Here is a 26799-nt window from a genome sequence, read left to right as displayed (position 1 = left end):
GTCAGGCGGCGCGCGGCGGGTAGACCTCGTGGATCACATCGTCGATCCAGAGCGTTGTCAGCGCGGGAATCTCATGGATCGCGGCGGTGAAATCCCGACCGTCGAAGCTATAAGTGACGGCGCCGAGCGTGCTTGAACCGGCCATGCCGGGCTGCAATTCGGGGCCGACGACGAAGCCCGAGGACGGCCCCCAGATGTAGCGCGTGCCATCGATCATGAAATCATGGGCCCGGTGCAGATGGCCGCTGGCGACGAAGGCGACGTCATGCCTCCGCACGAGATCGAGCAGATGGGCCCGGGGCCTCGGCGGCACGCTCCAATAGCCCTTGTCGCCTTCATCCGGCGTCTCGACGAAGAGCGGCCGGTGCAGGAACCAGCCGAGACGGCGCCCCTCGGCCTCGGCGATCTCGCGCTCGAGCCAGGCGAGCTGGCGCTCCTCATCCGCCTCGTCGCTGCCGAACAGCATGGAATTCAGGCCGATCAGCCTGAAGCCCTCGATATCGCGGCTCCAGAAATCCGCGCCGAGATGGCTGCGCCAGCGCGCGAGACGCTCTGCATTGACCGGCTGATGCGGATGCCAGGCCTCGCCGACATCATGATTGCCGGGAATGCTCAGCACCGGCAAGCCGAGCCCGTCCAGCAATTCGCGGCAATGGCGCATATCCTCGTCGACATCGGCGCCATCGACCGTGACATCCCCGGTATGAATGACGAGGTCCGGCCCCTGCCCCGCCAGCCAGGCTCTCAGCGGCTCCCAGTTGCAGGCAAAATGCGGCTTGCCCGGGCTGAGATGGGTGTCGGAAATCTGCACGAGCCGCTGCATGGTCCCCTCCCAAAGGGCGCTCCCGGTAGGAAGCGGCCTGCCGCCGTCAGATGCAGGGCAGTGCTTTTGCAGTGGATCATACAAATGAATGTTTTATGACACAAATGTATTTTGCGAGATGACGTGGCTTGCCGCGCGGGCGTTGTGCACCGGGCTGGAGGCGCTCGGTCACCGCAGGTTCGGCCGGCTGAGGGGGGATCAGAGGGTGGCGCCGACCACGCGCCCCTCAGCGGCGCCTGCGCCGGACCGAACGCCCGGCCTTGATCTCTAGCCTACGGAACCGCACGCCTCGCCCACGCCAGAGATCGCCCACGCGGCGCGGGGACGAGCCGCCTTGCCCTCTCCGTTCGCAGGCGTTCGACTTTGCAGCCACACCCGTCCGTATTGCGTCAAGTTCCAACATTCGGCGCCTGTTGCTGAGCGGACATTCGCCGCAACATTGGAGCCAAGGGCACCTTACCAAATCGCAATCCGGACCCAGACCGAAACCGATGAAGGACGAAGCTTCAATGCACGGTGCTTGAGAGCAGCTTGCGGGGCAGCGAGCTCATTCTCCTGCAGCCATCGGTTTCGACTACGATGGTTTCGCTGAATCCCAGGCCGCCGGCCGTCACATACATGTGAAAGACCATGCCCTCTTCGAGTCTCCAGCGCGCGTTCGGCAGGAACACGCGAGAGAAGTCGCTGGGCCGCGGGGTGCGGGCGTAGAGGCCGAGCGTGTAGCCGGTGACGTTATCGTAGGCAGGACGCAAACCCTCACGAAGCACGGCTTCACGCAGCACGGCATCGATCTCGCAGGCCAGGGCGCCCGGACGCATGGCTGCGAACTGCTCGTCCTGGAGCGCGACCAGACGCTCGGCGAGCAGTGAAAGTCCACGCTCGTCCCCGCCGATAAGCACCGGACGCATCAGTCGGGCGCCGTAATTGCGCAGTTTCGGGATCAGTTCGACATGGAGGATGTCGCTCTCGCCGAGCGGCTGCGCCGTCATCACGCCGTGCAGGAATTCGTGGTCGCCAATGCCGGGCAGGATCGGGCCGGTTTCGCCTGTATCGGCGCCGTTCTCGAGAAAGCAGGCAGCGGCGACGGCTGAGGCTGCCCTTGGCGAAAGCCCGGGCCGCGCCCTTTCCGCGATTGACCTCATCGCCTTGTCGGCGATGCTGGCGGCCTGGCCGATCTGGTTGATCTCGGCCGGCGACTTCACGGCCCGGAGCAGGTCGCTCGCCTGCGGCAGGTCGACAAAGCGAGCCTGCGGCAGAAGCGCCGCGAACCGGTCGCGCGTCGCGGCCGTAAAGCCATAGGAGAGATGATCGGCGCCGATCCGCGCGTTGCCGAGGCCCCGTCGACGGATTTCATCGGCCATCACGGCGTGGGGCTCAGCCGTATCGGGAAACCCGACGATATCGGCAAACGAACAGGCGGCGCGGCAGGGCCCGGCGTCGAGCTCCCGCAGGACGAACCACGGCTCGCCCTCGAGCGGCAGGAAAGCCGCGCGATACATTGTCTCCGAGACCGTGAAGCCTGTCAGCCATGCCAGGCATTCGGCATGGTCGACCAGCAGAAGCTCCGCGCCGACTTCCGCCATCGCGGCGCGGGCACGCGCCACCCGCCCCGCAAATTCCTCGCGCGAGAAGAGCGGGCTCACGCCACCTCGCAGATATCCAGGATGGTCAGCATGTAGATGCGGACCATGTCGAGGAAGTCGCGGATCTCGACGCGCTCGTCGGGCATGGTGTTGTAGCGCCCGCCGGGCCCGCAGACGATGCCTTCCATACCGGCTTCGGCATAGAGATGGCCGGCATCGGTGCCGAAGAAGCCCGGCGGCTTGATCGCGCCGGTCGGCTGCTTTTCGCCGCGCACCGCCTCATAGGCCGCATTGACCGTCTTGACGATGCGCGCGTCCCTGGCGACCTCGAAGGCCGGCATCGACTGGTGGCCTTCCTTCTTCTCGATGCGGATCGTGGTCTTCAGGCCGGGGAAGCGGGCCTCCAGCGCGGCGAGCTCGCGCTGCATGTCGGCGAGCGCGCCTTCTTGCGTCTGGCCGGGCGCATAGCGGCCGGAACCCTTGAGCTTGCAATAGTCGGCGACCTGCGGCGCGCGCCACTCGTGCAGTTCCTTGCCGAGCGCGCCATGGACGACGCCGACATGGACGCGGTTGATCGATTCATGCTCGGCGGTCAGAGCGCCGGAGAAGGTCATGCCGTTCAGCCGCGGGATCAGGTCGCAGGCCGCCATGACCGCGTCGACCGCCTGCTCGCGCTTCGAGAGATGGCGCGTGTTGCCGACGAGTTCGATGACGAAGGAGAAGGCGCAGGCGTGCATGGTCACGGCCTGCACGTCGGTCGGCTCGCTGTTGACGAAATAGTCGGCGCGGATGCCGCTGCGGATCGCAGCGACGGTGCCGACCCCGCCCTGAAGCTCGCCGACGACATAAGTCAGGACGACGTCGCCCTTCAGCTTCACGCCGGCATCGAGCAGCGTCTTCACCGCGCAATAGGAGGCCGCGTCGCCCGCCTTCATGTTGGATACGCCGATGCCGTAGATGAACTCGTCGTCGACGAGCCCGCCCCAGGGATCGACCGTCCAGCCCTCGGTTGCCGGGTTGGTGTCGAGATGGCCGTTGAACATCAGGCTCTTGCCGCCGCCTGTCCCCTTCCAGCGCCCGATGGCATTGGCGCGGCGGCCCTCATCGAAGGCCTGCGCCTCCGCCTCGATGCCCATCGCCTTCATCTGGTCGACGACATGATGGACGAGCGCCCGCTCGCCGTCGGTCTCGGAATAGCTCTTGTGCCTCGCCCAGTCTGAGAGGAGCGCGAGGCAGGCCTTCTCATCGAGGGAATGGATCAGGTCGCGGGGATTCATCGTCAGGGCCTCGAATGTCAGGCTGCCGCCGCGGCCGGAGCCGGCACGGCGTCGAGCAGGGAGCGGGTATAGGGGTGGAGGGTTCCGTCGGTCAGCGCGGTGACATCGACGAGGTCGACGAGGTCGCCGCGATACATCACCGCGACCCGGTGAGCGATCTGCCGCACCAGGTTGAGATCGTGGGTGATGAAGAGATAGGCCGTGCCGAAGCGCTTCTGCAGGTCGACCAGGAGCTCGACCACCGAGGCCTGCACGGAGACATCGAGCGCCGAGGTGATCTCGTCGCAGATCACGAGTTTTGGCTTCGAGGCGAAGGCGCGCGCGATCGCGACGCGCTGCTTCTCGCCGCCGGAAAGCTGATGCGGATAACGGTCCGCGAAAGCGGCCGGCAGCCTGACCTGCTCCAGCAGTTCGCCGATAGCAGCCGCATCCTTGCGCGCGCCCGGCTCGCCATAGAGTTCGAGCGGCCGCGACAGGATCTCGCGAATGCGCTGGCGCGGATTGAGCGAGGAATCCGGATGCTGGAAGATGATCTGGACGTCGCGGCGATAGGCGCGGTCCATGTCGTGGAGCCCCGCGATCCGGCGCCCGGCGAAGCGGATCTCGCCCTCGAAGCGGTTGAGGCCGGTCATCGCCCTGGCGAGCGTCGACTTGCCCGAACCGGACTCGCCGACGATGCCGAGGATCTCGCCCGGCATCACCGAGAGGCTGACCTCGCGATTGCCGGTGAACTGAGTGTTGGCGCGYCCGAGCAGCCGGCCGAGAAAGGGTTTGCGGCCGTAATGGACGCTGACCTTCTCGACCTCGACCAGCGGCGTGCCGGCGGCAGGCTTCGCCGTCTCGACGAGGCGGTGGTCGGGCCGGGGCACGGCGGCGAGCAGCTTTTGCGTATAGGCGTCGCGCGGGCGGGCGAAGACTTCGCCGACCGCGCCCTGCTCGACGATCTTGCCGCGATGGATCACCGCGACCTTGGTCGCGATCTGCGAGACGAGCGCGAGATCATGCGAGATATAGAGCGAGGCGACGCCGGTCTCAGCCTGCAGTTCCTTGAACAGGTCGAGGATCTGGCGGGCCGTGATCACGTCGAGCGCCGTCGTCGGTTCGTCGAAGATGATGCATTCCGGCTGGCAGGCGAAGGCGGTCGCGATGACGACGCGCTGCTTCTCGCCACCCGAGGCCTCGTGCGGATAGCGTCGCATCATCTGGCCGGGCACCTTCAGGCCGACATGGGCGAGACGCTCCTCGCCCTCGGCCCAGGCCTGCCTGGGCGTCAGGCCGCGATGGCGCACCAGCACCTCGGCCAGTTGCGTACCAAGCGAGAGCGTCGGGTTAAGCGAGGTGCTCGGATCCTGGAAGACCATGCCGATGCGCTTGCCGCGGATCGCCTCGATCTCGTCTTCCGAGACCTTCAGCAGATCCTGCCCGGTCAGCCGGATGGCACCGGCCTCGCGCGCGCTCTTCGGCAGGTGGCGCATGATCGCCCAGGCGAGCGAGGTCTTGCCCGAGCCGGATTCGCCGACGAGGCCGAGCACCTCGCCCCGGGCGATGGAGAGCGTCACGTCGTCGAGCGCGCGGGTAAAGCCCGCAGGCGTCGCGTAGTCGAGGCCGTAGCCGGCAATGTCGAGGATCGGGGTCGCCATCACCTCAGCTCCTCGGGTTCAGCGCGTCGCGCAAGCCATCGCCGAGCAGGTTGAAACCGATCGCGACCAGCGCGACGGCAAGGCTCGGCCACAGGATCATCCAGGGGCTCAGATGCATGAAGCGGCGGGCCTCCGCGACCATCAGCCCCCATTCCGAGGCCGGTGGCTGGGCGCCGAGCCCAAGGAAGGRGAGCGTCGCAAACAGCATCACCGCGAAGGCGACGCGGATCGTCATCTCGACGACGATCGGGGCGACGACATTCGGCAGCATCTCGCGCCCGACGATATAGGCGGCGCTCTCGCCGCGCGCGATGGCGGCGTTGACATAGTCCTGCTTGCGCACGGCGAGCGCGACCGAGCGTGTCACCCGCGCCATGCCGGGCRCGAAGGCGAGCGCGATGGCGAGAAGTGCGTTCATGCTGCTCTTGCCGAGCAGGTTCACGATCAGCAGCGCCAGCAGCAGGCTCGGGATCGACATGATGGCATCGACAGTGCGCATGATCGCCTCGTCGCTGCGCCCGCCGAGAAAGGCCGAGACCGTGCCGACCACGGCGCCGACCAGCGTGCCGAGCGCAGTTGCGATCACCGCCATGACGACCGTGGCGCGTGCCCCATGCAGCAGGCGGCTCAGGATATCGCGGCCATACTGGTCGGTTCCGAGCCAGAACTGCGCGCTCGGCGGCTTGTAGCGCATCAGCGGCGCCATCTTCTCGGGGTCGTAGGGCGCAAACCACGGCCCGACGATAACGGCGAGCAGGATCAGGCCGACGATGATCAGGCCGAGCGCACCTTGCGGCGAACGCAGCATCCGCTTGAGGATCTCAATCATACTGGATCCTCCGGTCGAGCCAGGCATAGGCGATGTCGGCGAGGAAATTGGCGACGGCGTAGGTCGTCGCAAGGATCAGCGCGCCGGCCTGGATGGATGGCAGGTCGCGCGCCTGGATCGCGACGATGATTTGGCGCCCGATGCCCGGCAGCGCAAAAATCTCCTCGACGACGATGACGCCGCCGAGCAGATAGCCGACATCGAGCGCGACGATGGTGATGGTCGGCAGCAGCGCATTGCGCAGCGCGTGCTTGAACAGCACTTGCCGCTTCGACAGGCCCTTGAGGCGCGCTGCGCGGATATAGTCGGAATGCAGCACATCGACCAGTTCGGAGCGCACCATGCGCGAGACATGGGCGATCAGGATCAGCGAGACGGTCAGCACCGGCAGGACGAGATGCCTGAGGCCGCGCAGCGGATCCTCGGTCAGCGGCACATAGCCCGTCGCCGGCAGCCATTGCAGCCAATCCGCCAGCACCAGCACGACGAGCGTGGCGGTGACGAATTCCGGAAGCGAAACACCGACATAGGAGAGAAAGCTCACCCCCAGATCGGCGGCCCGGCCGCGTCGCACCGCCGCGATAATGCCGAGCGGGATCGCCAGCACCAGCATCAGCACGATCGAGAACAGCGCCAGCAGCAGCGAGCGCCCGAGCGCCTCGAGCATTGCGGGCGCAACCGGCGACCGCAGCATCCGCCGGCAGGATCTGGGTGATCGCGAAGACGATCAGCGACACGACCAGCAGCGTGTAGCCTATCAGCAGGATCCTTTTGAGGATATAGGCGGGCGACACGCGCTTATGCCTCGCTTTTCGCTTGGAGCCGGATCCGATCAGATTGAATCAATCTGATCGGTGAAGCCGTCTCTCGCTTTGGAACGGGCTCAGCCGCGCTTCGGCGCGTTGGCGCCGAGCGAGACGAAATCCAGCCGGAAGACGGCGCCGCGCGGATGCAGCTGGTAGCCCTGTACCCAATCGCGCTGTCCGCCGAGCAGGTCGAAGAAAGCGGGAATGATCGAGGGCACCTCGTCATACATCAGCTTCTGCGCCTGCGCGTAGAGCGCGCGGCGCTTGGTCTCGTCGACCGTGGCGCGCGCCTCGAAGATCAGCTTGTCGAAGGCGGTATTGTTCCAGCGCGTCTCGTTCCAGGCAGCGTTCGAGGTGTAGAGCAGCGAGAAGATGGCGTCGGCCGTCGCCTGCATGTTGTAGAAGCCGACATAGAACGAGCCCTTCTTCCAGACCTGGTCGAGATAGGTCGCGTGCGGCATAGTCTCGACCTTGATGTCGAAACCGGCGGGCTTGGCCATCTCGCGCAGGGCCACGGCCAGCTGCGTGCGTTGGCCCGGACGATCCGAGGCGATCAGCGTCGCTTCCAGCCCCTTGGGATAGCCGGCCTCCGCCAGCAGCGCCTTGGCCTTGGCGATGTCGGCCTTCTTCGCCGGCAGCTCGGCGAAGAAGCGATAGGCCGGGCTGAGCGGGGTATCGTTGCCGGGCGAGCCAAAGCCCTCGGTGACGAAATCGACCATCGCGGCGCGATCGACGGTGAGCGCCAGCGCCTGGCGCACGCGCACATCGTTAAAGGGTTTTTGGTCGCAGCCGAAATTGACGTTGCAGAACTGGCCCGACGGCACGCGCAGCGCCTTGACGCCCGAGGCCTTCTGCAGCCGGCCGAACTCGGTCGGCGGCGTGGTGCTGATCAGATCGGTATCGCCGGCGATCAGCGCCGAGGCTTCGGCACTGACATCGGGGAAGACCACGACCTCGACCTTGTCGAGATAGGGCCGTGCCTTGTCGTAATAGGCCTCGTTGCGGGCGACCACGATCTGCCGCTCCGGCTCGAAGGAGACGAGCTTGAACGGGCCGGTGCCGATCGCCTGGCGGTCAAGCTTCTCCAGCCCGCCCTTGATGACGGCAGCCGGCACGATCTTGGCGTTGGTATAGGCTAGCGTCACCGGCAGATCGGCGAAGGGCGCCGACAGGGTGAAGACGACGGTCGCGTCGTCCTTGGCCGCGACCTTGGCGATCGGYCCGACATTCTGGCGTGCTGGCGAGGCAGTCTTGGCGTCGAGAATGGCCTCGAAGGTCGCGACCACATCGGAGGCCGTGCAAGCCGAGCCGTCATGGAAGGTCAGGCCCTTGCGGAGCGCGAAGCTCCATTCGGTCAAATCGGCGGAATTCGTCCAGGATTCAGCGAGATCGGGCTCGGCGCTCATGTCAGGATTCAGGCGCGTCAGGCCGGAATAGAGCAGTTCGGCAACGAGATATTCCGGGTTCACCCGGGTGACGAGCGGGTTGAGCTTGGAGACGGCCTGATCGACGCTGACGCGCAAGGTGCCGCCGCGCCGGGGCGCATTCTGGGCGAAGGCCGGCAGACCGGTCAGGCTAAGCCCGCCGAAGGCGGCGGAGGCGGCGAGGAAATCACGACGGTGGATGCTCGGCATGGAACGCTCCTTCAGCTTCGGGATATGAGAGGGGTCAGGCAAGGTCGGGGTTGAGCTCGGGCCTGAACTCGGCGGCGAGATAGGCGAGCACGGCGCGCGCCAGCGCGATGATGTCGGAGACCGTCGTGTACTCGCCCGGCGCGTGGATATTGCGGTCGGGGCGGCCGAGCCCGCCGAGCAGCACTTCCGACCGGCCGGTTGCGCGCTGGACCCAGCCGAAATCAGAGCAGCTCGCCGCGCCCCAGCGGCGGAAATCCTCCGGCGCATAGCCGAAGCCCGCGCCGACGGCGGCCTGCCAGCGCGGCCAGTGCGGCCCGGCCGGATCGCTGGTCGGAGCGAGATGTCCGATCAGCGCCGTCTCGACGGTCAGGCCGGGGACGGAAGCGACGGCGCGGCGCACCGTCTCCTCGATCTCGGCCAGCGCGTCCTCAAAAGCTTCCTCCGGCATGTAGCGGCGGTTTAGCGTGAGTTCGAGCAGGGCCGGCACCTGCCCGCCGGCCGTGCCGCCGCCAATGGTCGCGATGTTGAGCTGCGCGGCCAGTGCCGGTTTTCCCGGCGGTGGCGGCAGTGCGGACAGGCGGGTCGCCACCTCCGCCTTGAGACCAGCCAGCGCGTTCAGCAGCGGCAGCGAACCCTCGATCGCGTTGAGGCCGCTGCCGCGCCGGTTGCCTTCGCCGGCATGGACCGCCTGCCCGCGGACCCGCACCAGCAGGTTGAAGAGCCCGAAGCAGCCGGCCCAGATGCGCGCCTCGGCGCTGCCGTTGAAATTGATGATGGGAGCGTGGAGCCTGCCCAGCTCGGCGCCGACAGGGCCGTCGAGCCGGCCCTGCTCTGCGAGATAGCGGATGCCGGGATAGAGGCCGCCCTCCTCGTCGGTGCAGAACAGCAGCATCGGATCATAGGCGAGTGCGATGTTGCGGGCCTTGGCCGCCCGCAGCGCCAGCAGCACGGCTGCGATGCAGCCCTTCATGTCGGCAGCGCCGAGGCCGATCAGGCGTTCGCCATCGCGGGCCATCGAGAGCGGATCGGTCGTCCAGCCCGGTGCGGCCGGGACCGTGTCGACATGGAAATAGAGCCCGCAGACCGGCTTTCCGGTCTTGGCGGTCGCAATCAGATTCGTCCTGGTGCCAGCGGCCGGGCCGTTCGGGACACGCCAGAGCTCGTCCGGCACATCGACGCGCTCGGTTTCCAAGCCGAGCGGGCGCGTCAGCGCCTCTATCAGCGTCGCGAAGTCGCCATAGCCCTGCCCCGGCGGAAATGAGGTATCGACCGCGATCATCGCTCCGAGATCGGCGATCGCCGCCTCGACCGCCTCAGCAATCCAGGCGCCGGCGCGCTCCAGCCCCGCCGTCTCGCGCACAGCCTCGCGCGCCTCCTGCCCGTCACGGCTCATCGGACCGCCCTGCCCCGGCGCGGTGGCTGGGCGGCGCGGACGCGATCTGCCATGGAGATGGCTGAGGTAGCGGAGTGCATGGCCATTGGCGCTCAAGCAGCTTTCATATAAACTATATAGAAATAGGACTCAGCCTCATGCCTCCTGTCAATGCCAAAAAMGCGACCGCGCCTGCCGCGGGATTGATCAGCGGCGGCGACGTGGCGTCCACGCTGCCGAACCTCGTCTCCCTCGATTCCGCACCGCTCTATGAGCGCGTGAAGCGGCATATGTCGGAGGCGATCCTCGTCGGGGAATGGCAACCCGGCATGGTGCTGCCCAACGAAACCGCATTGGCGCAAGGGTTTGGCATCGCTGTGGGCACGGTGCGCCGGGCGATGAGCGACCTCGTTGCCGAGGGTTTGCTGTCACGTCGGCGCAAGACCGGCACGGTCGTCACCGGCCGCGCGCCGCATCATTCGCTGCGCTTCTTCTTCCAGTATTTCCGTCTCCACCGGGCTGACGGCAGCCTGGTGCGGTCGACAAGCCAGTTCCTGACGGTAGAGACGCGGCAGGCTACGCCCGAGCAAGCCCAGCGCCTACAGATCAGAGCTGGCGGTGTGGTCGCGATCCACCGCATTCGGCATGCGGACGGCCGCCCCGTCATGCATGACAAGTTGCTGCTCGCAGAAGAAAGAGTCCCRGGCCTACCCCGCGAGCCGGCAGCTCTGCCGCCGCTACTCTACCTTCATCTGCTGGAGCATTACGGCATTCGCATCTCAGCAGTTCGCGAGCAGATTACCGCTGAACTTGCCAATGATGAGGACATCGCCCTCCTCGATCTCGCCGGGCCGGAAGCAGTGCTCGCCATTGACGAGGTCGCCTACGATCAGGCGGGCCTGCCGACCATTCTCGGCCGGCATCGCGCCAGTACGCGCGCGCATGCTTACATCAATGAGGTTCGGTAGGCGCCGCAACCGGGCATGGGAGGGTCGGCCAAAAGCTGACGTTGGGTGCCTGCACGGGCTATATCGGTTGGCGGCCCATCAGGACGCGAACGTCCTGGCCAACGGTCAGCGCCTTCCTTGGGTGTGGCAGCGATTTACCCATCGCGCCGCAGATGGCCACCGTTGCGCGCGAATTGACGGCCGCCCAAAACGCCCTCCGCCGCATCGAGCCCCGTCTGATAGGCCCCGTGCGCAGTCGAGAAATCCTGCGTTGAACAGGCCTCGCCCGCGAAGAAGATGCGCTCGTCCCATGGGCTTGCCAGAATGGCGCGCGCCTCGACGCAGCCGGGGAGCGCGTGGCTGTAGGAGCCCCTGATGAAGAGCGATTTCGCCCAACGCGTCTGGGCGACCGGTTTCAGCCGGCGGCGGATGCCGGCGCCGAAAAGGCCGGCGAGCTCGTCCTTGGCGAAGGCGACCATGTCCTCGCCCGATTCGAGTTCGCGCGCCGCGGCGCCGCAGATGAAGCCCTCGATCAAGGGTCGGCCGAACGGGCGCAAATGGTAGCTGCCGGTCTTCGCTTCATGCGGGTTTCCCAGCACCTGCGTGTCCGGCTCCAGATCGTCCGGGCGGTCGATCGCGAAGGAGACCTTATCGGCGAGGCCGAGCGGCAGGCGGGACGCCGCCTCGATGTGGTCGGCAAGCGCCGCCGGCAAGCGGATTGCGCCTGAAGCCAGGACATCGGTCGAGACCGTGATGATCGCAGCCCCTGCCCTGATCGTGCCCGAGCCCGTGACGATGGCGAGTTGGGATTGGTCAGCCTCGATTGCCGAGACGGGCATGCCGAGCGAGATCGGCAGCCCGGATGCCGCCCTGGCGATGAGCGCGCCATAGCCCTCGATGACGCGCCAGTTCACGCCCGTATCCGCATCGGCGAAGGCGAGATAGTCGCGGATCGAGAGCGTCTCGAGGTCAGTTCCGTTGATATAGCTGCTGACGGCCTCGAGATAGGGATTCCAGGTGCCGCCCTCCTCCAGCAGATCGGAGGCCCGGTCAGTCTCGGCCGGGGCCTGGCGCAGGCGCTGCTCGAAGCCGGCGAAGGCGGCGCGGGCCGCCATCTGATCGGCGGCGGGGAAGCCGATATTCCTGAACTGGCGCCCCCAGGGCGGCAGCGTCCTGTCGATGGTGAAGCCGAGATCCGGCGCCAGCGCGGTCCAGGGATTGCGCTCGGCTGAGTGCAGCCAGCCACAGCCGAGATCGATCGGCAAACCCTCGTGCCGGATGGTCCAGGCGCGGCCGCCGACCCTGTCGCCGGCCTCGATGACGGCGAGCGACAGACCGGCTTCGCCRAGCCGTCGCGCTGCCGCGATCCCGGCCGCGCCGGCGCCGACCACGACGACATCGAGTTCCGCGCTCATTCGACCGTCCTTGCTGCTGCGCCCAGTTCCAGCCAGTCGAGCTCTTCCTCGAGCCGATGGAAGGCATCGTCGCCGATCGTGCCGTCGCGCCGCAGGGCCAGCGCCTTGTCGCGCGCCGCGGCGAGTGCATCGCGCCGGAGTTGGTTCTGCGTGGTATCGAACTCGTCGCTGTCGCGCGTCTGCGCGAGCATGTCGTCATATTCGCGGCGCACCGCCAGCGCGGCCTCCGACGGCGCATCGCGGATCGTTGCAATGGCCGCCTTGAGGGCGAGCTTTCGCGCCATGCGAAACTCGCGCTCGACCGGGCGGTCGTCCCGCGGCGACAGCCGGCGCAGCAGCAGCGGCAGGGTCAGCCCCTGGATCAACAACGTCCCGACCACAACTGTGAAGGCGCAGAGCAGGATCAGGTCGCGGTGCGGAAAACCGCCCGGCAGGGCATAGGCGGCCGCAAGCGTGACGATGCCGCGCATGCCGCACCATGCGATGATCAGGCCATCGCTGCCAGCCGTTGACGCCGGGCGCGTCTCGTCCTTCGCGCCCTCCGTGGCCCGGCGCGTCAGTTTCGCGATCGCCTGATAGGTCATGACCCAGCTCAGGCGCACGATGATGACGGTTGCCAGGACGGCCAGCGCAATGACGGGAAAGGCGCCGATCTCACGCGGGCTGAGATTGGCGAGGATAGGCCGCAATTGCAGGCCGATCAGCACGAAAGCCAGGGTCTGGAGCACGAAGACGGTCGTCTCCCAGACCGCATAAGACGGGATGCGAAGGCGCGCGCTGGTGCGGGCGGGCGCGGTGCGCGCAATCACCATGGCATAGACGACGATGGTGATGATGCCCGACAGATGCAGCCGCTCCGCCAGGATCCAGACCCCGAATGTCGTGATGAACTGCAGGATGATGGCGCTCGGCGGGTCCTTGAACGCGCCGAGGAAGCGGACCAGCGACCAGCCGAGAAACGCGCCGAGCCCGATACTGCCGATGACGACGAGGCCGAAGGTCGGCAGCGCCGAGGCTGGCGAGAAGCCCCCGACGAGCACGGCCCCGACGGCAACGCGATAGATCAGCAGCGCGGTCGCGTCGTTCAGCAGGCTTTCGCCTTCCAGGATGACGAGGAGCCGATGCGGCGGGCGCAGGCGGCGCAGAACGGCGGTCGCCGCGACAGCATCGGGCGGCGCGACGATCGCGCCGAGCGCCACGGCGGCGGCCCAGGGCAGATCCGGCACCAGCCACCGGGCGACCGCCGCGACCGCGACCGTCGTCACCCCGACGGCAACGACGACGAGACTGCCGACGGAGAGCCAGTTCCGGCGCAGGTCGCGCGGCGAGGTATCGAAGGCGGCGTCGAGCAGGATCGGCGCGACGAACAGGGCGAGCACCAGTTCGGGATYGAGCGCGAATTCCGGTGCGTTCGGAACCAGCGCCAGCGCCGTCCCGGCGACCGCGAGCACGACCGGATAAGGCACGCCGATGCGCCGCGCGCCCGCCGAGAGCAGCACCGCCCCCAGCATGATGGCCAGGATCGACTCGAAGAAGATCATCGCCGGATTTTGCGCGGGGCCGCCGGCATTGTCGATTGGCGGGCAGATCAGTTTGGCGGCAAGCCCGATCGCAGGAGGCGGACCGCAGGATGAGCGCGGCTGAGGCCGTCACGCGCATATCCTCGCGCCCCTGCCCTGCCGCTGCGGGCAGCCTGCACTCTGGCGGATGACCGGAGCGCCATGACAGGAACGCGCTAGAGCATCGGACCGAAAGGTGGAATCCGGTTTTCGGAAGAATCCGATGCTCGAACAAAGAGCGAGATCGCCGCTCCTGTCCGAACGGACGCACGGCGATCTGGGCTGGCAGTTTGCATCCGGGCTCTCCTGGGATACGCCTTTAGGCCTGTGGGCATGGCGTTCCCCCATCTGGCTTCGGGAGGTTGCAGCGTGGCACTTTTGACCCGACGGCGTTTCGTCGCCTCACTTCCGGCTCTGGCATCCGCGCTGGCATCGCCGCTGCGCGCGCAGGTCGGCACCCCGACAGGCACCGGCACGACACTGTTCCAGGACGTCCGCATCTTCGACGGGACGGGCAGCGGGCTCTCGGCACCGTCGCATGTGCTCGTCCGCGGCAATCTGATCGAGCGCATCGCGACGGCCCCAATCACTGCGGAGCCCGGCACCGTGGTCATCGCGGGCGGCGGGCGAACGCTGATGCCGGGGCTGACCGACATGCACTGGCACGCGATGCTGGTGCGCTCGACGCCGTCGCAATCGCTCTTCGGCAATCTCGGCTTCAATTATCTGACGGCCGGCGCCGAGGCGACCGAGACCCTGATGCGCGGCTTCACCACGGTCCGCGACATGGGCGGCCCGTCCTTCGGCCTCAAGCAGGCCATCGATGGCGGCGTGCTGCCCGGGCCCCGCATCTATCCCTCCGGTGCGGTCATCACGGTGACCAGCGGGCATGGGGATTTCCGCCAGCTGACCGACCTGCCGCGCGCGCAGGGCTCACTGTCGCGGATGGAGCAGGTCGGCGGCAGCATGGTCGCCGACAGCCCCGACGAGGTGCGCATGCGGGTGCGCGAGCAGCTGATGCAGGGCGCCTCCCAGATCAAGCTGACGGCCGGCGGCGGCGTCGCCTCGCCGTTCAGCCCGCTCGATGTCTCGACCTTCACCGCAGACGAGCTGCGCGCCGCCGTGGAGGCCGCCGAGAACTGGGGGACCTATGTCACCGTCCACGCCTACACGCCGGCGGCGATCACCCGCGCGATCTCCGTCGGGGTGAAATGCATCGAGCACGGTCACTTGATGGACGAGGCGTCGGCTCGGCTGATCGCGGAAAAGGACATCTGGCTGAGCACGCAAGCCTTCCCGGACGAGATGGCGGAGGCCTTTCCGCCGGGCTCGGGCGAGCGGGCCAAGGCCTATACCGTGTTTGCCGGCACGGAGAAGACCTTCGCGCTGGCGAAGAAATACAAGCTCAAGCTCGCCTTCGGCACCGACATCCTGTTTTCGCCGCAGCTTGCGAAGCGGCATGGCGAACTTCTCGCCAAGTGGACGCGCTGGTTCACCCCCGCCGAAACCCTGGCCATGGCGACCAGCACGAATGCGCGGCTGCTCGAACTGTCCGGCCTGCGCAATCCCTATCCGGGAAAACTCGGCGTGGTTGCGCCCAACGCCCTGGCCGATCTGCTGCTTGTCGACGGCAATCCGCTCGAGAACATCAATCTCGTCGCTGATCCGCACCGGTCTTTCGTCGTGATCATGAAGGACGGCAAGATCTACAAGAATGCGCTGCCGGGCTGAGGGCCTAAGGCGGCTCTGATGCCGCCATAGTCTTTCCTGCCCTGCTGGCGGAACCCCGATGGGGCCAGGGCATTCCAAGGTCGTGGGGGACTTTTGACGAACCGTGAACCGCCTTCGTCTGCGTGGAAACCAGGCCGGAACTGGCCGTAAACAGCGAAAGGACAAGCCGTGACGATCGCCAAGAACACGATCTGCCTCTGGTACGACAAGGACGCGGGCGGCCGCCCGCTTCTACGCCGAGACCTTTCCGGACAGCGCGGTGGGGGCCGTCCGCCGCGCCCCGACCGATTTCCCCTCCGGCAAGGCGGGCGACGTGCTGACGGTCGACTTCACCGTCGCCGGCATCCCTTGCCTCGGCCTGAATGGCGGGCCCGCCTTCAAGCATAACGAAGCCTTCTCGTTCCAGATCGCCACCGACGACCAGCAGGAAACCGACCGCGACTGGAACGCGATCGTCGGCAATGGCGGGCAGGAAAGCGCCTGCGGCTGGTGCCGGGACAAATGGGGCATCTCCTGGCAGATCACGCCGCGCGTGCTGACCGAGGCCATGGCGGCCGGCGGCGAGGAAGCAAAGCGCGCCTTCACCGCGATGATGACCATGAAAAAGATCGATGTCGCCGCGATCGAGGCGGCGCGGCGCGGCTGAGGCTCGCAAGGGGGTTTTGCCCATTGTAGCCCCGCCGGCCATTGCGATACCGGGTCGTGTCCGGCGCAGATCCAGAGACGCTGCGTCGCGCTGGCGCGGCGGGCGCAGCTTGGGGATGCCGGATCCCCGCCGCGGCTCGATCCCGCTTGAAGGCCAGCCCATGCGGCATTATCTTACCATCGTCTTACCCACGGCATTTGGACACCATGGCAAGCGCGCCGAAATTGACAACGACGGTCTCCACGAAGGGCCAGGTCATTCTGCCCAGCTCCATTCGCCAGCGGCGCGAATGGGGGGCCGGAACGCGCCTCATCGTCGAAGAGACACCCGATGGCGTGCTGCTGAAGCCGGCTCCTGCCTTTGCGGAGACCCAGCCTCAGGACGTCTTTGGCGTTCTCCCGCCTGTCGGCAGGGCGAAGACGCTGGAAGAGATGGCGGCGAGTGTTCTGGCTGAGGCAAAGCGCCGGCATGCTCGCGATTGATACCAATCTGATCGTTCGCTACCTGACGGGCGACCATCCCCGGCAATCAGAGCGCGCGCGCATTCTGATCGACGGACAGCCGGTTTTCGTCGCGCAAACCGTGATGCTCGAGGTCGAATGGGTGCTGCGCAGCGCCTATGAGTATGATGCGGCCGATATCACCCGGGCCTTGAGAGCCTTTGCCGGCCTTCCCACAGTGACGGTCGAAGACGGCGCGGTGGTCGCTGCTGCCTTGGATCTGACTGAGCGCGGCATGGACTTCGCCGATGCCCTGCATCTCTGCAAGTCGGCCCATTGCGAGGGTTTCGCGACGTTCGATCGCAAGTTCATCACATTGGCGAAGGCGGCGGGCTATCGGCAGGTGCGAGAAGCCTGACAGGCAGGTCAGCGCGCGCCCCCAAACGAAAACGGCCCCGCATCACTGCGGAGCCGTCTTCCGTCGGGAGCTCACGCGGGGAGCTCGACCTTGGATGCCGCAGGTCTGACCAAGCAGGCCAGGAGCGAGCGGCCCGACTGCCTTACGACCTTCTGCTGCGCCGGGCCAGCGCCATAGCCGGCCACGATGCCGCAGTTGACGCCTCTGAGCTTCTCGTTTCCCCGCAGCGGTCGGTCGCCGCTCTATCCCCGGCGACGGCATAGCCGTCAGGACGGCGCCCCTGCCCTGTCCACGCGGAGGCTCTTGACGCCGCCTCAATCACGCAACATATGAAGTTACATGAATCGCGACAGTCGTTTGTCCGGGGTGCTGCACGTGCTGCTGCACATGGCGGACCAGAACAGCCCCGTGACCTCGGAAGCGCTGGCGCGGATGATGCGGACCAATCCCGTGGTGATCCGGCGGGTCATGTCGGGCTTGCGCGACCAGGGCTATGTCCGTTCCGAGRAGGGTCATGGCGGCGGTTGGACAATCGCCCGAGACCTCGCCGAGATTACCTTGCGCGACATCTATGACGGCATCGGCTCGCCCGCCCTCTTCGCCATCGGCAACCGCAGCGAGGCGCCGGCTTGCGCCGTCGAGCAGGCGGTCAATGCGGCGCTTGATGGCAGCTTGCGCGAGGCGCAGGCGCTGTTGCTGGCCTCGCTCGAGACCGTGACGCTGGCAGCCTTGAGCGCGGATTTCCGGCAACGCCTGGCGCAACGCGCGCGGCTCCAGCCCGAAGGATCCACCTGTGTCGACTGAACGCGCGGCTCGCGAAGAGCCCTTCCTCAGGAATTTTTCCGATCCCGAAGCCGTCTCGCGCTATGCAGAGGGGCCGCGGCGTTTCGTGCCCGGTCTCGACGCGCTGCACCGGATGACCGGCCTGCTGCTGGCAGAAAGCGCCCCCGACGACGCGAAGGTGCTGGTGCTCGGGGCGGGCGGCGGCAGCGAGATCCGCGCGCTTGCAGAGGCGCATCCCGGCTGGAGCTTCGTCGGGGTCGATCCGGCAGCCGCGATGCTGCGCCTCGCCGAACGCACGCTGGGGCCGCTGATGGATAGGGTCACGCTGGTCGAAGGCTATATCGACGATGCGCCGGCCGGCCCCTTTGACGCGGCGACCTGCCTGTTGACGCTGCATTTCCTCGCCGCGCCCGAGCGCGAACGGACGGTGCGCGAGATCCACGCCCGGCTTCGCCCCGGCGCGCCCTTCGTCGCTGCACATGCGAGCTTTCCCCAGGGCGCCGACGAACGCGAAACCTGGCTCGATCGCTATGCCGCCTACCCGATCGCGTCCGGCGCCGATCCCGAGCAGGTGCAGCGCGCCCGCGCGGCCGTCGCGGCCAGCCTGCAAAGCTTCTGCCCCGAACAGGACGAGGAGATCCTGCGGGCCGGCGGCTTTGCCAATGTCAGCCTGTTCTACGCAGCCTTCACCTGGCGCGGCTGGGTCGCGAACGCCTGAGGGGGGCACGGTCCGAGAGCGGACGGGGCCCGTCAGAGCGAAACCAGAGTCCGCGCGGCCATCATGCTTGCCAGCAGGCCAAGCACGGCTGCGCTGGCGCGATAGCCGATCCTGGCCCTGGCCGGGTCCTGCAGACTGCGCTGCAACGTGCTGCCAAGCAGCACCCAGCCGAAGCCGATCGCGACGATCTCCGCCGACAGCAGGGCGAGCCACGGCAGCAGCGCCGGGAACCCTGCCGGGGGCAGAAGGGTGGAGGCGAAGATGAGCCCTTTCGGATTGAGCAGCGTCGTCAGGAACACGCGGGCGAAGGTGATCGAACGGCCGTGAGCGAGAGGCAGGCTGCTGCGCTGCCAGAGCGCCGTTGCCAGGTAGACCAGATAGAGCGCAACGCCTGCCTGGAGCGCCGTTGCGACGATCGGCCGGGATGCGATGAACGGTCCCAGGGCCAGGCGCAGGATGGCGATCGCCAGGAGATAGCCGAGGAGCTCGGCTGCAAGCAGGGCGGCGGACCGGCGCCAGCCGATCTCCGCGCCGGAGGTCGCGAGAAGCGTATTGGTCGGTCCCGGCGTCGCCAGAAGCGAGGCACAGACCGCGATGAAGGCGAGCAAGCTCATGCCGAGCTGATGCCGCAGACAGGCCCTCCCCGCCTTGATCTYGATCAGATTCCTGCGGTTCGCCCAGGCCGCCGCTCGAGCGCGGCAGACTCGTCAGAGCAAGCGCCTTCGTGGCAGGGTTCGCCGTCCGAAGCAGCCGATCCCGGAGCGGGCGTTGAACCTCCGCCAACTCACCTATTTCGTCCGTGTGGTTGAGGCCGCCAATATGACGCGCGCGGCCGATGAGCTGCGGATCGCGCAACCGGCGCTCGGCATGCAGATCAAGCAGCTCGAGGAAGGCCTCGGCGTCACGCTGSTGACGCGCCATTCGCGCGGCGTCTCCCCAACCGCCGCCGGCGAAAAGCTGTTCCGGCGCGCCGTCGAGATCCTCGACCTCGTCGCGCTGACGCGCCGTGAACTGCGCGAGGACGCACGCGAGGCCGTGCGCTTCGGCCTGACCCCGAGCCTGATGCAGATCATCGGGCCGGAGCTGCTGTTACGGATCTCGGAGCGCGCGCCTCACCTTGCCGTCAGCCTGACCGAAGAGATGAGCCATCTCCTGGTCGACAGCCTGCATCGGGCCGAGCTCGACCTGATCCTGGCCTATGAGGTTCCGGACGCACCGGGCTGCTGGAGGCGCGCCCTCTACCAGGAAGACCTCGTCCTCGTCACCGCGACGGGAGACCGGGACACGGCCCCCATCAGCTTCACCGAGGCTCTCGCCCATCCTCTCATCCTGCCGGAGCCGCGCGATGGCGTGCGCTCCCTCGTCGAGAAGACCGCCACCGAACACGGGCTCGTCCTCCGGCTCGAACACGAGGTCCGTTCGATTTCCGGCATCAAGACGCTGGTCGCGCGCGGGCCTGCGGCCGGCATCCTGCCCTATGGCACCGTGCTCGCGGAGGTCGCGGCCGGAACCTTGTCGGCCCGCCCGATCATTGCACCGGTGCTCAGGCGCACGCTCTACCTCGCGGGCTCCCGCAAGGCCGGGCAGCTTGCCGCGCTCCCGATCATCCGCGACGCCGTTGCTGCGGCGATGACGACGCTGTCGGCGGCGGTGATCGGGTTGGGGCACCCGCTACCGGCCGCCGAGCCACAACAAAACGCTTAGCGCTGACCTAAGCGCTTCGCATTGGATTTCGTCCGGCAGAATGAGTGACCCTGCCGCGACGGCGCAGATCCGCGCATTTCAATCGAGGGCGTCCCATGCTGTCGAACGCGCCTGCCGGAGCCAGCGAGGCTCCGCTCCCACAGGGCACCCGGGAGCTTGATGCGGTGGTCGCCGAGATCGTTCTCGCGAGCCGCATCCTCGCCCGCGAAGGCATCGTCGACAGTTTTGGACATGTCTCGGCGCGCCATCCCGATCGCAGCGATCATTACCTGATGCCCAGAACCCGCGCGGCCGAGCTGGTGGCGCCCGAGGATGTGCTGGTCTTCGACCGCGAGGATGCCCTCGTCTCGGTGACGCAGGCCCGCATCTTCGCCGAACGCAGCATCCATGGCGCGATCTACCGCGCACGCCCGGATGTGCAGGCCATCTGCCACCACCATGCGCCGGCGATGATGCCGTTCTGCACGAGCGATGCCGAACTCGTTCCCGTCTTCCATCTGGGCGCGACCATGGGCGCGACCGTGCCGCTCTGGGACAGCCAGGACGAGTTCGGCGACACGAACCTGATCGTCTCGACGCAGGCGCAGGGGGATTCGCTTGCGCGTGCCCTTGGGGCAAACTGGACCGTGCTGATGCGCGGCCACGGCGCCACCGTCGCGGGCCGCTCGCTCCGGGAGGTGACCTTTCGGGCGATCTACGGCGCTCGCAATGCCGAGGTGCAGTTGAAGGCCGCCCAGCTCGGCGCGGTTCGCCGACTGACGACCGCCGAAGCGCTCTCTGCCGCCGAATTCAACCTGAAGCCCTTCGCCATGGACCGCGCCTGGGAGCAATGGACCCGGCATGTCGACGCGCCCGGGCCCTTCTGAGCACCGACCCAACGACCCTGAACAACTGGATGGGAGGTCACCATGTCCGAGCCGATGTCTCGCCGCGCCGCCCTGGCTCTCCTCGGTGCGGGCTCTCTCGCCCTGCCGGCGCTCGCCCAGAGCCAGACCGGCTATCCCACCAGGCAGATCCTGCTGATCGTGCCCTACCCGGCCGGAGGCGCGGTCGATCTTGCCGCGCGGCTCGTCGCCGAGAAACTGCGCCTCGAATTCGGCCAGCCGGTCGTCGTCGAGAACCGGGCCGGCGCCAACGGCATGGTCGGGGCAGCGGCCGTCGCGCGGGCAGAGCCTGACGGCTACACACTGCTGATGGCGCCGCGCGAGGTCTTTGGCATCAATCCGATCCTGATGCCGCAGCAGGCTCTCGATGGCAAACGGGACTTCGCCTATGTCGGGGTGGTCGCGACGGGCCCCTATGTGCTGGTCGTAAATCCCGGGCTCGGCGTCGGCAGTTTCGCCGAGTTCGTCGCCCTCGCGAAGCAGCGCGAGCTGCCCTATGCCAGCTTCGGCAAGGGCAGCATGGCCCATCTCAACATCGAGGCGCTGGCACGCAGGCTCGGCGTCAGGATGGTGCATGTGCCCTATCGCGGTGCGCCGCCCGCCGTCACGGCGGTGGCGACGGGCGAAGTCGCGCTGACCATCTCCACGCCGCCGGCCGCGCTCTCCCTGATGCAGGACGGAAAGCTGAAGGCGCTCGCCGTCGGGAACGAGCGGCGGCTGCGCGACATGAGCGAGGTGCCGACGATGACGGAACTCGGCCTCTCCGATGATCCGCTGATCCCGAATTTCTTCGGCCTCGTTGCCCCCGCCGGGACTCCAGCGCCGATCGTCGCGCGCCTGAATGCGGCGGCCGCGCGCGCGATCATGGCTCCCGAAATCGCGACAAGGCTCGCGGCCAGCGGGCTCGACCCCGCTCCCGGCTCCCCCAGGACATGGCGCGCCTGGTCACCGGAGACATCGAGCGTTTCGGCCGGCTGATCCGCGAACTGGATATCAAGGTCACGGAATAGTTCACCGGACAGGAAATCGGATCCGGTGCGATGACCTAACCTCTTGTGTTTGCATGCCTTCGATTTTTCATCCGGCGAGACGGCAGCCGTCAGCTGCCTGACATGCTACGCGCCGGGCAAGGGCGCGTCGGGATGGACCAGCCCGGCCTCCCGCAGCTCCCGCCAGAACGCGGCAGGCACCACCTCCTGCAGCGCAGCCCGGTCTTCGGCGATGCGGCTCGGCTGGCTGGCGCCGGGGATCACCGCAGCGACCGCGGGATTGGCGAGCGAAAACTGCAGGCCGGCCGCCTTCATGCTGACGCCGTGGCGGTCGGCGATGGCCTTGATGCGCGCGACCTTGGCGCGGATCTCCGTCGTCATCGGTGCGTATTCGAAGTTCGGGCCGCCGACCAAGGCACCGGAGCTGTAGGGGCCGCCGACGACGATGCCGAGCCCGCGCTCGGTGACCAGCGGCATCACGCGCTGGAGGGCGCGCGCATGGTCGAGCAGCGTGTAGCGTCCCGCCAGCAGGAAGCCGTCTGGGCGCGGACCGTCGAGCCCGAGCAGCAGCTCGATCGGCTCCACCCGGTTGACACCGAGGCCCCAGCCCTTGATCACGCCTTCGTCGCGCAGCCGGTCGAGGGCCCTGAAGGCGCCCTTGCGCGACGCCTCGAACACGCCGAGCCATTCGTCGCCGTAGAAATCCTGGGCGACATCATGGACCCAGGCGATCTCGATACGATCGGTCTTCAGTCGCTTCAGGCTGTCCTCGATGGACCGCAAAGTTGCGGCCTCGGAATAGTCGTTCACGATCCTGTTGGGGCGGCCATGCTTGAAGACCTCGCCCTTCTCGCCGAGATCTCGCGCACTGACATCCTCGATCTCGTCGAGGATGACGCGGCCGACCTTGGTGCTGATGACGTATTCGTCGCGCGGCCGGCCATTGAGCGCCTCGCCCATGCGGATTTCGGCGAGGCCGGCCCCGTAAAAGGGAGCGTTGTCGAAATAGCGGATGCCGTCCTTCCAGGCAGCCTCGACCGTTGCGAGCGCCTCCTGCTCGGGAATGTCGCGGAACATGTTTCCAAGCGGGGCGGCGCCGAAGCCGAGCTTGCCCGGAAGAATATCCTTGAGTGACATGGTTTGATCCTTTCGTTGGAATGCCCGGTCGCGTCAGTCAGGCAACCCGCAGGGCGTCGAGCACGAACGCACAGCGGTCCGCGAGGTCGGCAATCCCTGCATGGTACAGGATTTCGATCCGGCACAGACGCGGCGGCTCGTGACCATCGCAGCGAACAGCTATGTGGTTGCGCCCGGCATCAGGCTGCGCCTCATGCTCTACGGCACCGATCTGGCCGAGACCGGCGCCATCTCCGGCACGGCTGCGATGGTGCTGGGTCGCATCGTCGGCCAGCGCCACATGAGGCCGGGATGCCTCGCCTGCGCCGATACCTTGAGAGCGTCGCCGCTGCCGAGGGAAACGTCCACCGGAGGTTGCCCTATCCGCCGCTCGCCAGGAAGGCGTGCTCGATCAAGGGGCGGTTATGGCCGAGGTGCGGTTCAATCAGCATATCGAGATGCCCGCCGACGATCGGGACCACGTTCAGATCGGTGAAGAGCTCGCCCCAGCCCAGATCTAACGGAACGCCGGGCCGTCGGCATCGAAACAGGGTGGCGGCTATCGGCAGCGCGGTTTTCGGCTGGCGGAGCCAGTGGTCGAAGGCGCGCATGCGCAGCACCTCCTCGAGCTCGAGGCGCAGAATGAAACGTGGCCGGGCGAGGATCTCCCATTTCAAGCGCTCGATGCCGCTGGCGAGCTGGGCCTCTGCGCCGAAACGGGCAAAGATCTTGGCGACGGCCCGCAACATCATGCGATCGATGGTCACCCGGTGCGCCCGGATGCGCTGCGCCGTGCGGGCCAGGGTCTCAGCGTAGCTGTGATGCCCGGCGCCGATATTGGTGTCGAGGATTCCCAGGAAGGTGACCGACCGGCCCGCCGCGACGAGCGTGGAAGCAACCTCGAAGGCGACGCCGCCGCCCAGGGAATAGCCGATGAGCTTCACATTGCCCTCGGGCTGGGCATGGTTGATCTGGTCGACAACGGCATCGACCATCCGGGGTATCGTTCCCTGTCCGGCCAGCAGGTCCTTCAGGTTCTCGTAGCGCACGGCGACAACCCGGGCGACCTTGCCCATCTCCAGCCCGAAGGCCGCAAGGCTAGGGCCGTAGCCGATCGATCCCGGCACGATGAACAGGACGGGCCGCGTGTCGGAGGGGGCAGGCGGATGTCTCGTCGCCTCGTCGCCGGACGCTGCCCTGACGATATCGGCAAAACTCATGTCGATGGTGAACAGGTCCAGATCGAGTTCCCGCCCAAGCGCCTCCTCGAGTTCCATGACGAATTGCAGCAACTTCAGGGAATCGCCACCCGCTTCATCCCAGCGGCTGCCTGCCGCTCCCTTGCCCTGGAGTATCCGTTCCCAAAGGGTCCCGACCACCGCCTCGACAGCATGAGGGTTTCCCATTTGTCGGGATTCCGGAGCGTCATCGTTGTCCTTGGGCGGGCGCAGCCCGCCATCCAGCTCCCGCAGCCGGATACTGTCGATCTTCCCGCCCCGAAGCCGTGGCAATTCGGCAAGACTATGCAGCCGCGTCGGATGGACGGCGGCCGGCAGCGACCGCCTGATCAGCGCGCGCAATTCTGGAATCAGGTCCGTGCCCGCCTGTTCGGCGGGAACGACAAAGGCCACCAGTTCGTTTCCGTCCGTCACGACCGCGACGGCATCGCGGATGCCGGGCGCGCGCCGCAGGACAAGTTCGAGTTCGGCCGGCTCGACGCGCCGTCCATTGATCTTGATCTGGCGCCCTTTGCGTCCAACGACCCGCATCAAGCCGGTTTCGTCCACTGTGACGAGATCGCCCGTTGCGAAGAGCCGAAGCTGCGGATCGGGCAGGCCCGCCTGAAGCGGGAGATTTCTGCCGCGTTCCCAGTATCCAAGGGCGACGTAGCTGCTGCGGAGCAGCAGCTCGCCCTCCTGCCCTGGAGCGACCGGATCTCCGTTCTCGTCGACCACGGCATAATCAACGCCGGGCAGGACGAAACCGACCGGAACCGTTGCACCCTGTTCCGGATAGTCCCTCGGCAGGAACCACTGTGTTCCCGTACTCTCGGTCGACAAATAGCTGATCTGGATGAAGCAGGTCTCCGGCACCGCCGCGCGGAGGCGATCGATATCGGCCCAGAGCACCCTTTCGCCGCCGACCCGCACCACGCGGAGCGAGGCAAACGTGTCGGGCTGGGCGCCATTCATCAAGACGCGCAACAAGGCAGGCACGAGATAGGCGACCGTCACCTGCCAGGTCTGGAAATGCTCGCGAACGGCGCGAATGCCGGCGCTCTCGACATCCAGCAGATACAATGTCGCGCCGCAGAGCATCGGCGTCATCATTTCCCGGCATCCCGCGATGGTCGCAGGCCCGGTCAGCGGCATGAAGACATCATCGGGGCCGATATGGCCGGCGTTTACATATTGCTGAACACGCTGGAGGAGCGCGCGTTGGCTGTTGACCACGCMCTTTGGCGTTCCGGTGCTGCCCGATGTGTAGAGAACGATGGCCGGCGCATCGACGGAGATCTCGGATTGCGACAGCGGGACCCTGCCAGGCGGCGCCTCCGCGAGACATTTTGCCGGGTCGATCCATTGCAGCGGCACCGCATCCGGCCAGTCCTGCGGTTCGCCAGGGCCGACCCTCACGATGGCCTTTAGGCGCGCATCCGCCGCAATGGCCGCCAGGCGCGGCACCGGGTCCCGCGGATTGAGCGGCACCGCGGGCCTGCCGGCGCGCATGGCAGCCAGCATGGCCACCGGGTACCAGAGGGCGTTGCCGAGAAGCAGTCCGACCGTCTCTCCGGGCGGGACCGCATCGGCGATGACGGCGGCGAGGATCTGAACCGCGTGCAACAACCGCAGAAAGGTCAGCGATGTCGTGCCGTCACTGAGCGCGATCTTGTCTGCGTGCTTCTGGACAACCCGTTCCAGATGTWCGAACGCCGGTGCGTCCGAAAAATCGTCGCTCATCTCTGCGAAGGGATGGCTGGTGGGGCCGTCCCTGTCGAGGGCGCGCGCCGATGCCCCTGCCCAGGCCACATCGTCCAAGATGCTGTTTCGGACGGTCGTTGCGTCCTGCGGCCTCCCATCACCTGGAATGGACCGCACGGCATGAGAAGGCGAACCTTCTGAACGTCGGCGCCCGATCGCTTCCAACATTGCCCCCATTGTTGACCGAGTTCTGCCGCATTCTGCGTTGCCGCTGCGGCAACGGCATCGTCAGAACGAATGAACCCGACGGGGGGCCTGCCGGCGGCGTTCGCATCTCCTCAAATCCTGTTCGGGCGTGGCTCCCCGGCTGCCGGTGCTGGCCGGACAGCCCGCATCGCATCGGTGCTCAGCGCCCCTAGGAGCCCGTCCGAGTAATCCTCTGGACGGGGTGGCTTCGGGATGATTCACTGGCTCATGGCCAAAGTGTTTCGCTCTTGGGATGTCGATCAGGGCTGGCTTTTGCCGCCTTCGCTGCATGAGTTCGTGCCGCCCGGTCACCTGGCG

At 67.0% G+C, this 26799-nt stretch carries 22 protein-coding genes and 2 pseudogenes; 10 read left to right on the top strand and 14 right to left on the bottom strand.

The window, feature by feature from the left end:
- Position 1 precedes the first annotated feature (1 nt).
- The 8 genes and pseudogenes from AC1D34_RS16775 to AC1D34_RS16740 all read right to left on the bottom strand — a co-directional run bounded on the left by AC1D34_RS16775 (position 2) and on the right by AC1D34_RS16740 (position 9985).
- A complete protein-coding gene (locus AC1D34_RS16775; protein WP_441488394.1) occupies positions 2–823 on the bottom strand; it encodes a metallophosphoesterase family protein in 822 nt (273 codons plus the stop codon).
- 506 nt (positions 824–1329) lie between these two features.
- Entirely contained in the window at positions 1330–2466 is a 1137-nt protein-coding gene (locus AC1D34_RS16770; RefSeq protein ID WP_476824773.1) for a M24 family metallopeptidase, read from the bottom strand.
- Positions 2463–3683: a M20 family metallopeptidase gene (locus AC1D34_RS16765; RefSeq protein ID WP_441488396.1), complete on the bottom strand. Its 1221-nt coding sequence runs from the start codon at positions 3681–3683 to the stop codon at positions 2463–2465. Before AC1D34_RS16765 ends, AC1D34_RS16770 begins: the two co-directional genes overlap by 4 nt.
- Before the next feature lie 17 nt (positions 3684–3700).
- Positions 3701–5323: a dipeptide ABC transporter ATP-binding protein gene (locus tag AC1D34_RS16760; RefSeq protein WP_441488397.1), complete on the bottom strand. Its 1623-nt coding sequence runs from the start codon at positions 5321–5323 to the stop codon at positions 3701–3703.
- 4 nt (positions 5324–5327) lie between these two features.
- Positions 5328–6152: an ABC transporter permease gene (locus AC1D34_RS16755; RefSeq protein WP_476824772.1), complete on the bottom strand. Its 825-nt coding sequence runs from the start codon at positions 6150–6152 to the stop codon at positions 5328–5330.
- Positions 6145–6946 (bottom strand): annotated as a pseudogene (locus AC1D34_RS16750) (ABC transporter permease). Before AC1D34_RS16750 ends, AC1D34_RS16755 begins: the two are co-directional and overlap by 8 nt.
- 89 nt (positions 6947–7035) lie before the next feature.
- On the bottom strand, positions 7036–8592 hold the full coding sequence (locus tag AC1D34_RS16745; protein ID WP_441488400.1) for an ABC transporter substrate-binding protein: 1557 nt from the start codon (positions 8590–8592) through the stop codon (positions 7036–7038).
- Positions 8593–8626: 34 nt separating this feature from the next.
- Entirely contained in the window at positions 8627–9985 is a 1359-nt protein-coding gene (locus AC1D34_RS16740; RefSeq protein WP_441488401.1) for a M20 family metallopeptidase, read from the bottom strand.
- Between the two features lie 182 nt (positions 9986–10167).
- Here AC1D34_RS16740 and AC1D34_RS16735 point away from each other — a divergent pair, with 182 nt between their 5' ends.
- Positions 10168–10932 (top strand): GntR family transcriptional regulator, encoded by a 765-nt coding sequence (locus AC1D34_RS16735; RefSeq protein WP_441507940.1) that lies wholly within the window; start codon positions 10168–10170, stop codon positions 10930–10932.
- 134 nt (positions 10933–11066) lie between these two features.
- Here the strand turns inward: AC1D34_RS16735 and AC1D34_RS16730 are convergent, their stop codons facing one another.
- Positions 11067–12326: a flavin monoamine oxidase family protein gene (locus AC1D34_RS16730; RefSeq protein ID WP_441507941.1), complete on the bottom strand. Its 1260-nt coding sequence runs from the start codon at positions 12324–12326 to the stop codon at positions 11067–11069.
- Positions 12323–13867 carry a cation:proton antiporter gene (locus tag AC1D34_RS16725; protein ID WP_476824771.1) on the bottom strand — a complete coding sequence of 515 codons (1545 nt, stop codon included), beginning with the start codon at positions 13865–13867 and terminating at the stop codon, positions 12323–12325. Before AC1D34_RS16725 ends, AC1D34_RS16730 begins: the two co-directional genes overlap by 4 nt.
- 351 nt (positions 13868–14218) lie before the next feature.
- Between AC1D34_RS16725 and AC1D34_RS16720 the strand changes: the two genes are divergently transcribed.
- From AC1D34_RS16720 to AC1D34_RS16695, 6 genes and pseudogenes are all read left to right on the top strand, one after another.
- A complete protein-coding gene (locus AC1D34_RS16720) occupies positions 14219–15616 on the top strand; it encodes a metal-dependent hydrolase family protein (RefSeq protein WP_441507943.1) in 1398 nt (465 codons plus the stop codon).
- A gap of 174 nt (positions 15617–15790) precedes the next feature.
- Positions 15791–16262 (top strand): annotated as a pseudogene (locus AC1D34_RS16715) (VOC family protein).
- Positions 16263–16468: 206 nt separating this feature from the next.
- A complete protein-coding gene (locus AC1D34_RS16710) occupies positions 16469–16744 on the top strand; it encodes an AbrB/MazE/SpoVT family DNA-binding domain-containing protein (protein ID WP_441488831.1) in 276 nt (91 codons plus the stop codon).
- Positions 16731–17120, top strand: coding sequence for a type II toxin-antitoxin system VapC family toxin (locus tag AC1D34_RS16705; protein ID WP_441488406.1), 390 nt, complete (start codon positions 16731–16733; stop codon positions 17118–17120). Before AC1D34_RS16710 ends, AC1D34_RS16705 begins: the two co-directional genes overlap by 14 nt.
- A 339-nt stretch (positions 17121–17459) precedes the next feature.
- The gene (locus tag AC1D34_RS16700) at positions 17460–17924 is read left to right on the top strand and encodes an Rrf2 family transcriptional regulator (RefSeq protein WP_476824770.1); all 465 of its coding nucleotides are present in this window, start codon (positions 17460–17462) and stop codon (positions 17922–17924) included.
- Positions 17914–18621, top strand: a complete 708-nt coding sequence (locus AC1D34_RS16695; RefSeq protein ID WP_441507946.1) for a methyltransferase domain-containing protein — start codon at positions 17914–17916, stop codon at positions 18619–18621. The genes AC1D34_RS16700 and AC1D34_RS16695 overlap by 11 nt, the downstream gene beginning before the upstream one ends.
- Before the next feature lie 32 nt (positions 18622–18653).
- On the opposite strand, the gene AC1D34_RS16690 is transcribed toward AC1D34_RS16695, so the two are convergent.
- A complete protein-coding gene (locus AC1D34_RS16690; protein ID WP_441507947.1) occupies positions 18654–19235 on the bottom strand; it encodes a LysE family translocator in 582 nt (193 codons plus the stop codon).
- 154 nt (positions 19236–19389) lie between these two features.
- Between AC1D34_RS16690 and AC1D34_RS16685 the strand changes: the two genes are divergently transcribed.
- From AC1D34_RS16685 to AC1D34_RS16675, 3 genes are all read left to right on the top strand, one after another.
- Positions 19390–20325 (top strand): LysR family transcriptional regulator, encoded by a 936-nt coding sequence (locus AC1D34_RS16685; protein WP_476824769.1) that lies wholly within the window; start codon positions 19390–19392, stop codon positions 20323–20325.
- A gap of 95 nt (positions 20326–20420) precedes the next feature.
- Positions 20421–21191: a class II aldolase/adducin family protein gene (locus tag AC1D34_RS16680; protein ID WP_441507949.1), complete on the top strand. Its 771-nt coding sequence runs from the start codon at positions 20421–20423 to the stop codon at positions 21189–21191.
- Between the two features lie 42 nt (positions 21192–21233).
- Positions 21234–22187: a Bug family tripartite tricarboxylate transporter substrate binding protein gene (locus AC1D34_RS16675; RefSeq protein WP_441507950.1), complete on the top strand. Its 954-nt coding sequence runs from the start codon at positions 21234–21236 to the stop codon at positions 22185–22187.
- 137 nt (positions 22188–22324) lie between these two features.
- Here the strand turns inward: AC1D34_RS16675 and AC1D34_RS16670 are convergent, their stop codons facing one another.
- From AC1D34_RS16670 to AC1D34_RS16660, 3 genes are all read right to left on the bottom strand, one after another.
- On the bottom strand, positions 22325–23335 hold the full coding sequence (locus AC1D34_RS16670; RefSeq protein WP_441507951.1) for an aldo/keto reductase: 1011 nt from the start codon (positions 23333–23335) through the stop codon (positions 22325–22327).
- Positions 23336–23372: 37 nt separating this feature from the next.
- Positions 23373–23615: a hypothetical protein gene (locus tag AC1D34_RS16665; RefSeq protein ID WP_441507952.1), complete on the bottom strand. Its 243-nt coding sequence runs from the start codon at positions 23613–23615 to the stop codon at positions 23373–23375.
- Between the two features lie 79 nt (positions 23616–23694).
- Positions 23695–26343 carry an AMP-binding protein gene (locus AC1D34_RS16660; RefSeq protein ID WP_476824774.1) on the bottom strand — a complete coding sequence of 883 codons (2649 nt, stop codon included), beginning with the start codon at positions 26341–26343 and terminating at the stop codon, positions 23695–23697.
- Positions 26344–26799 lie beyond the last annotated feature (456 nt).

This window comes from Allobosea sp. P1_A7 (assembly GCF_056406775.1).
The sequence above is the reverse complement of the archived record's forward strand: the minus strand, read 5'-3'. Positions and strand labels throughout refer to the sequence as shown.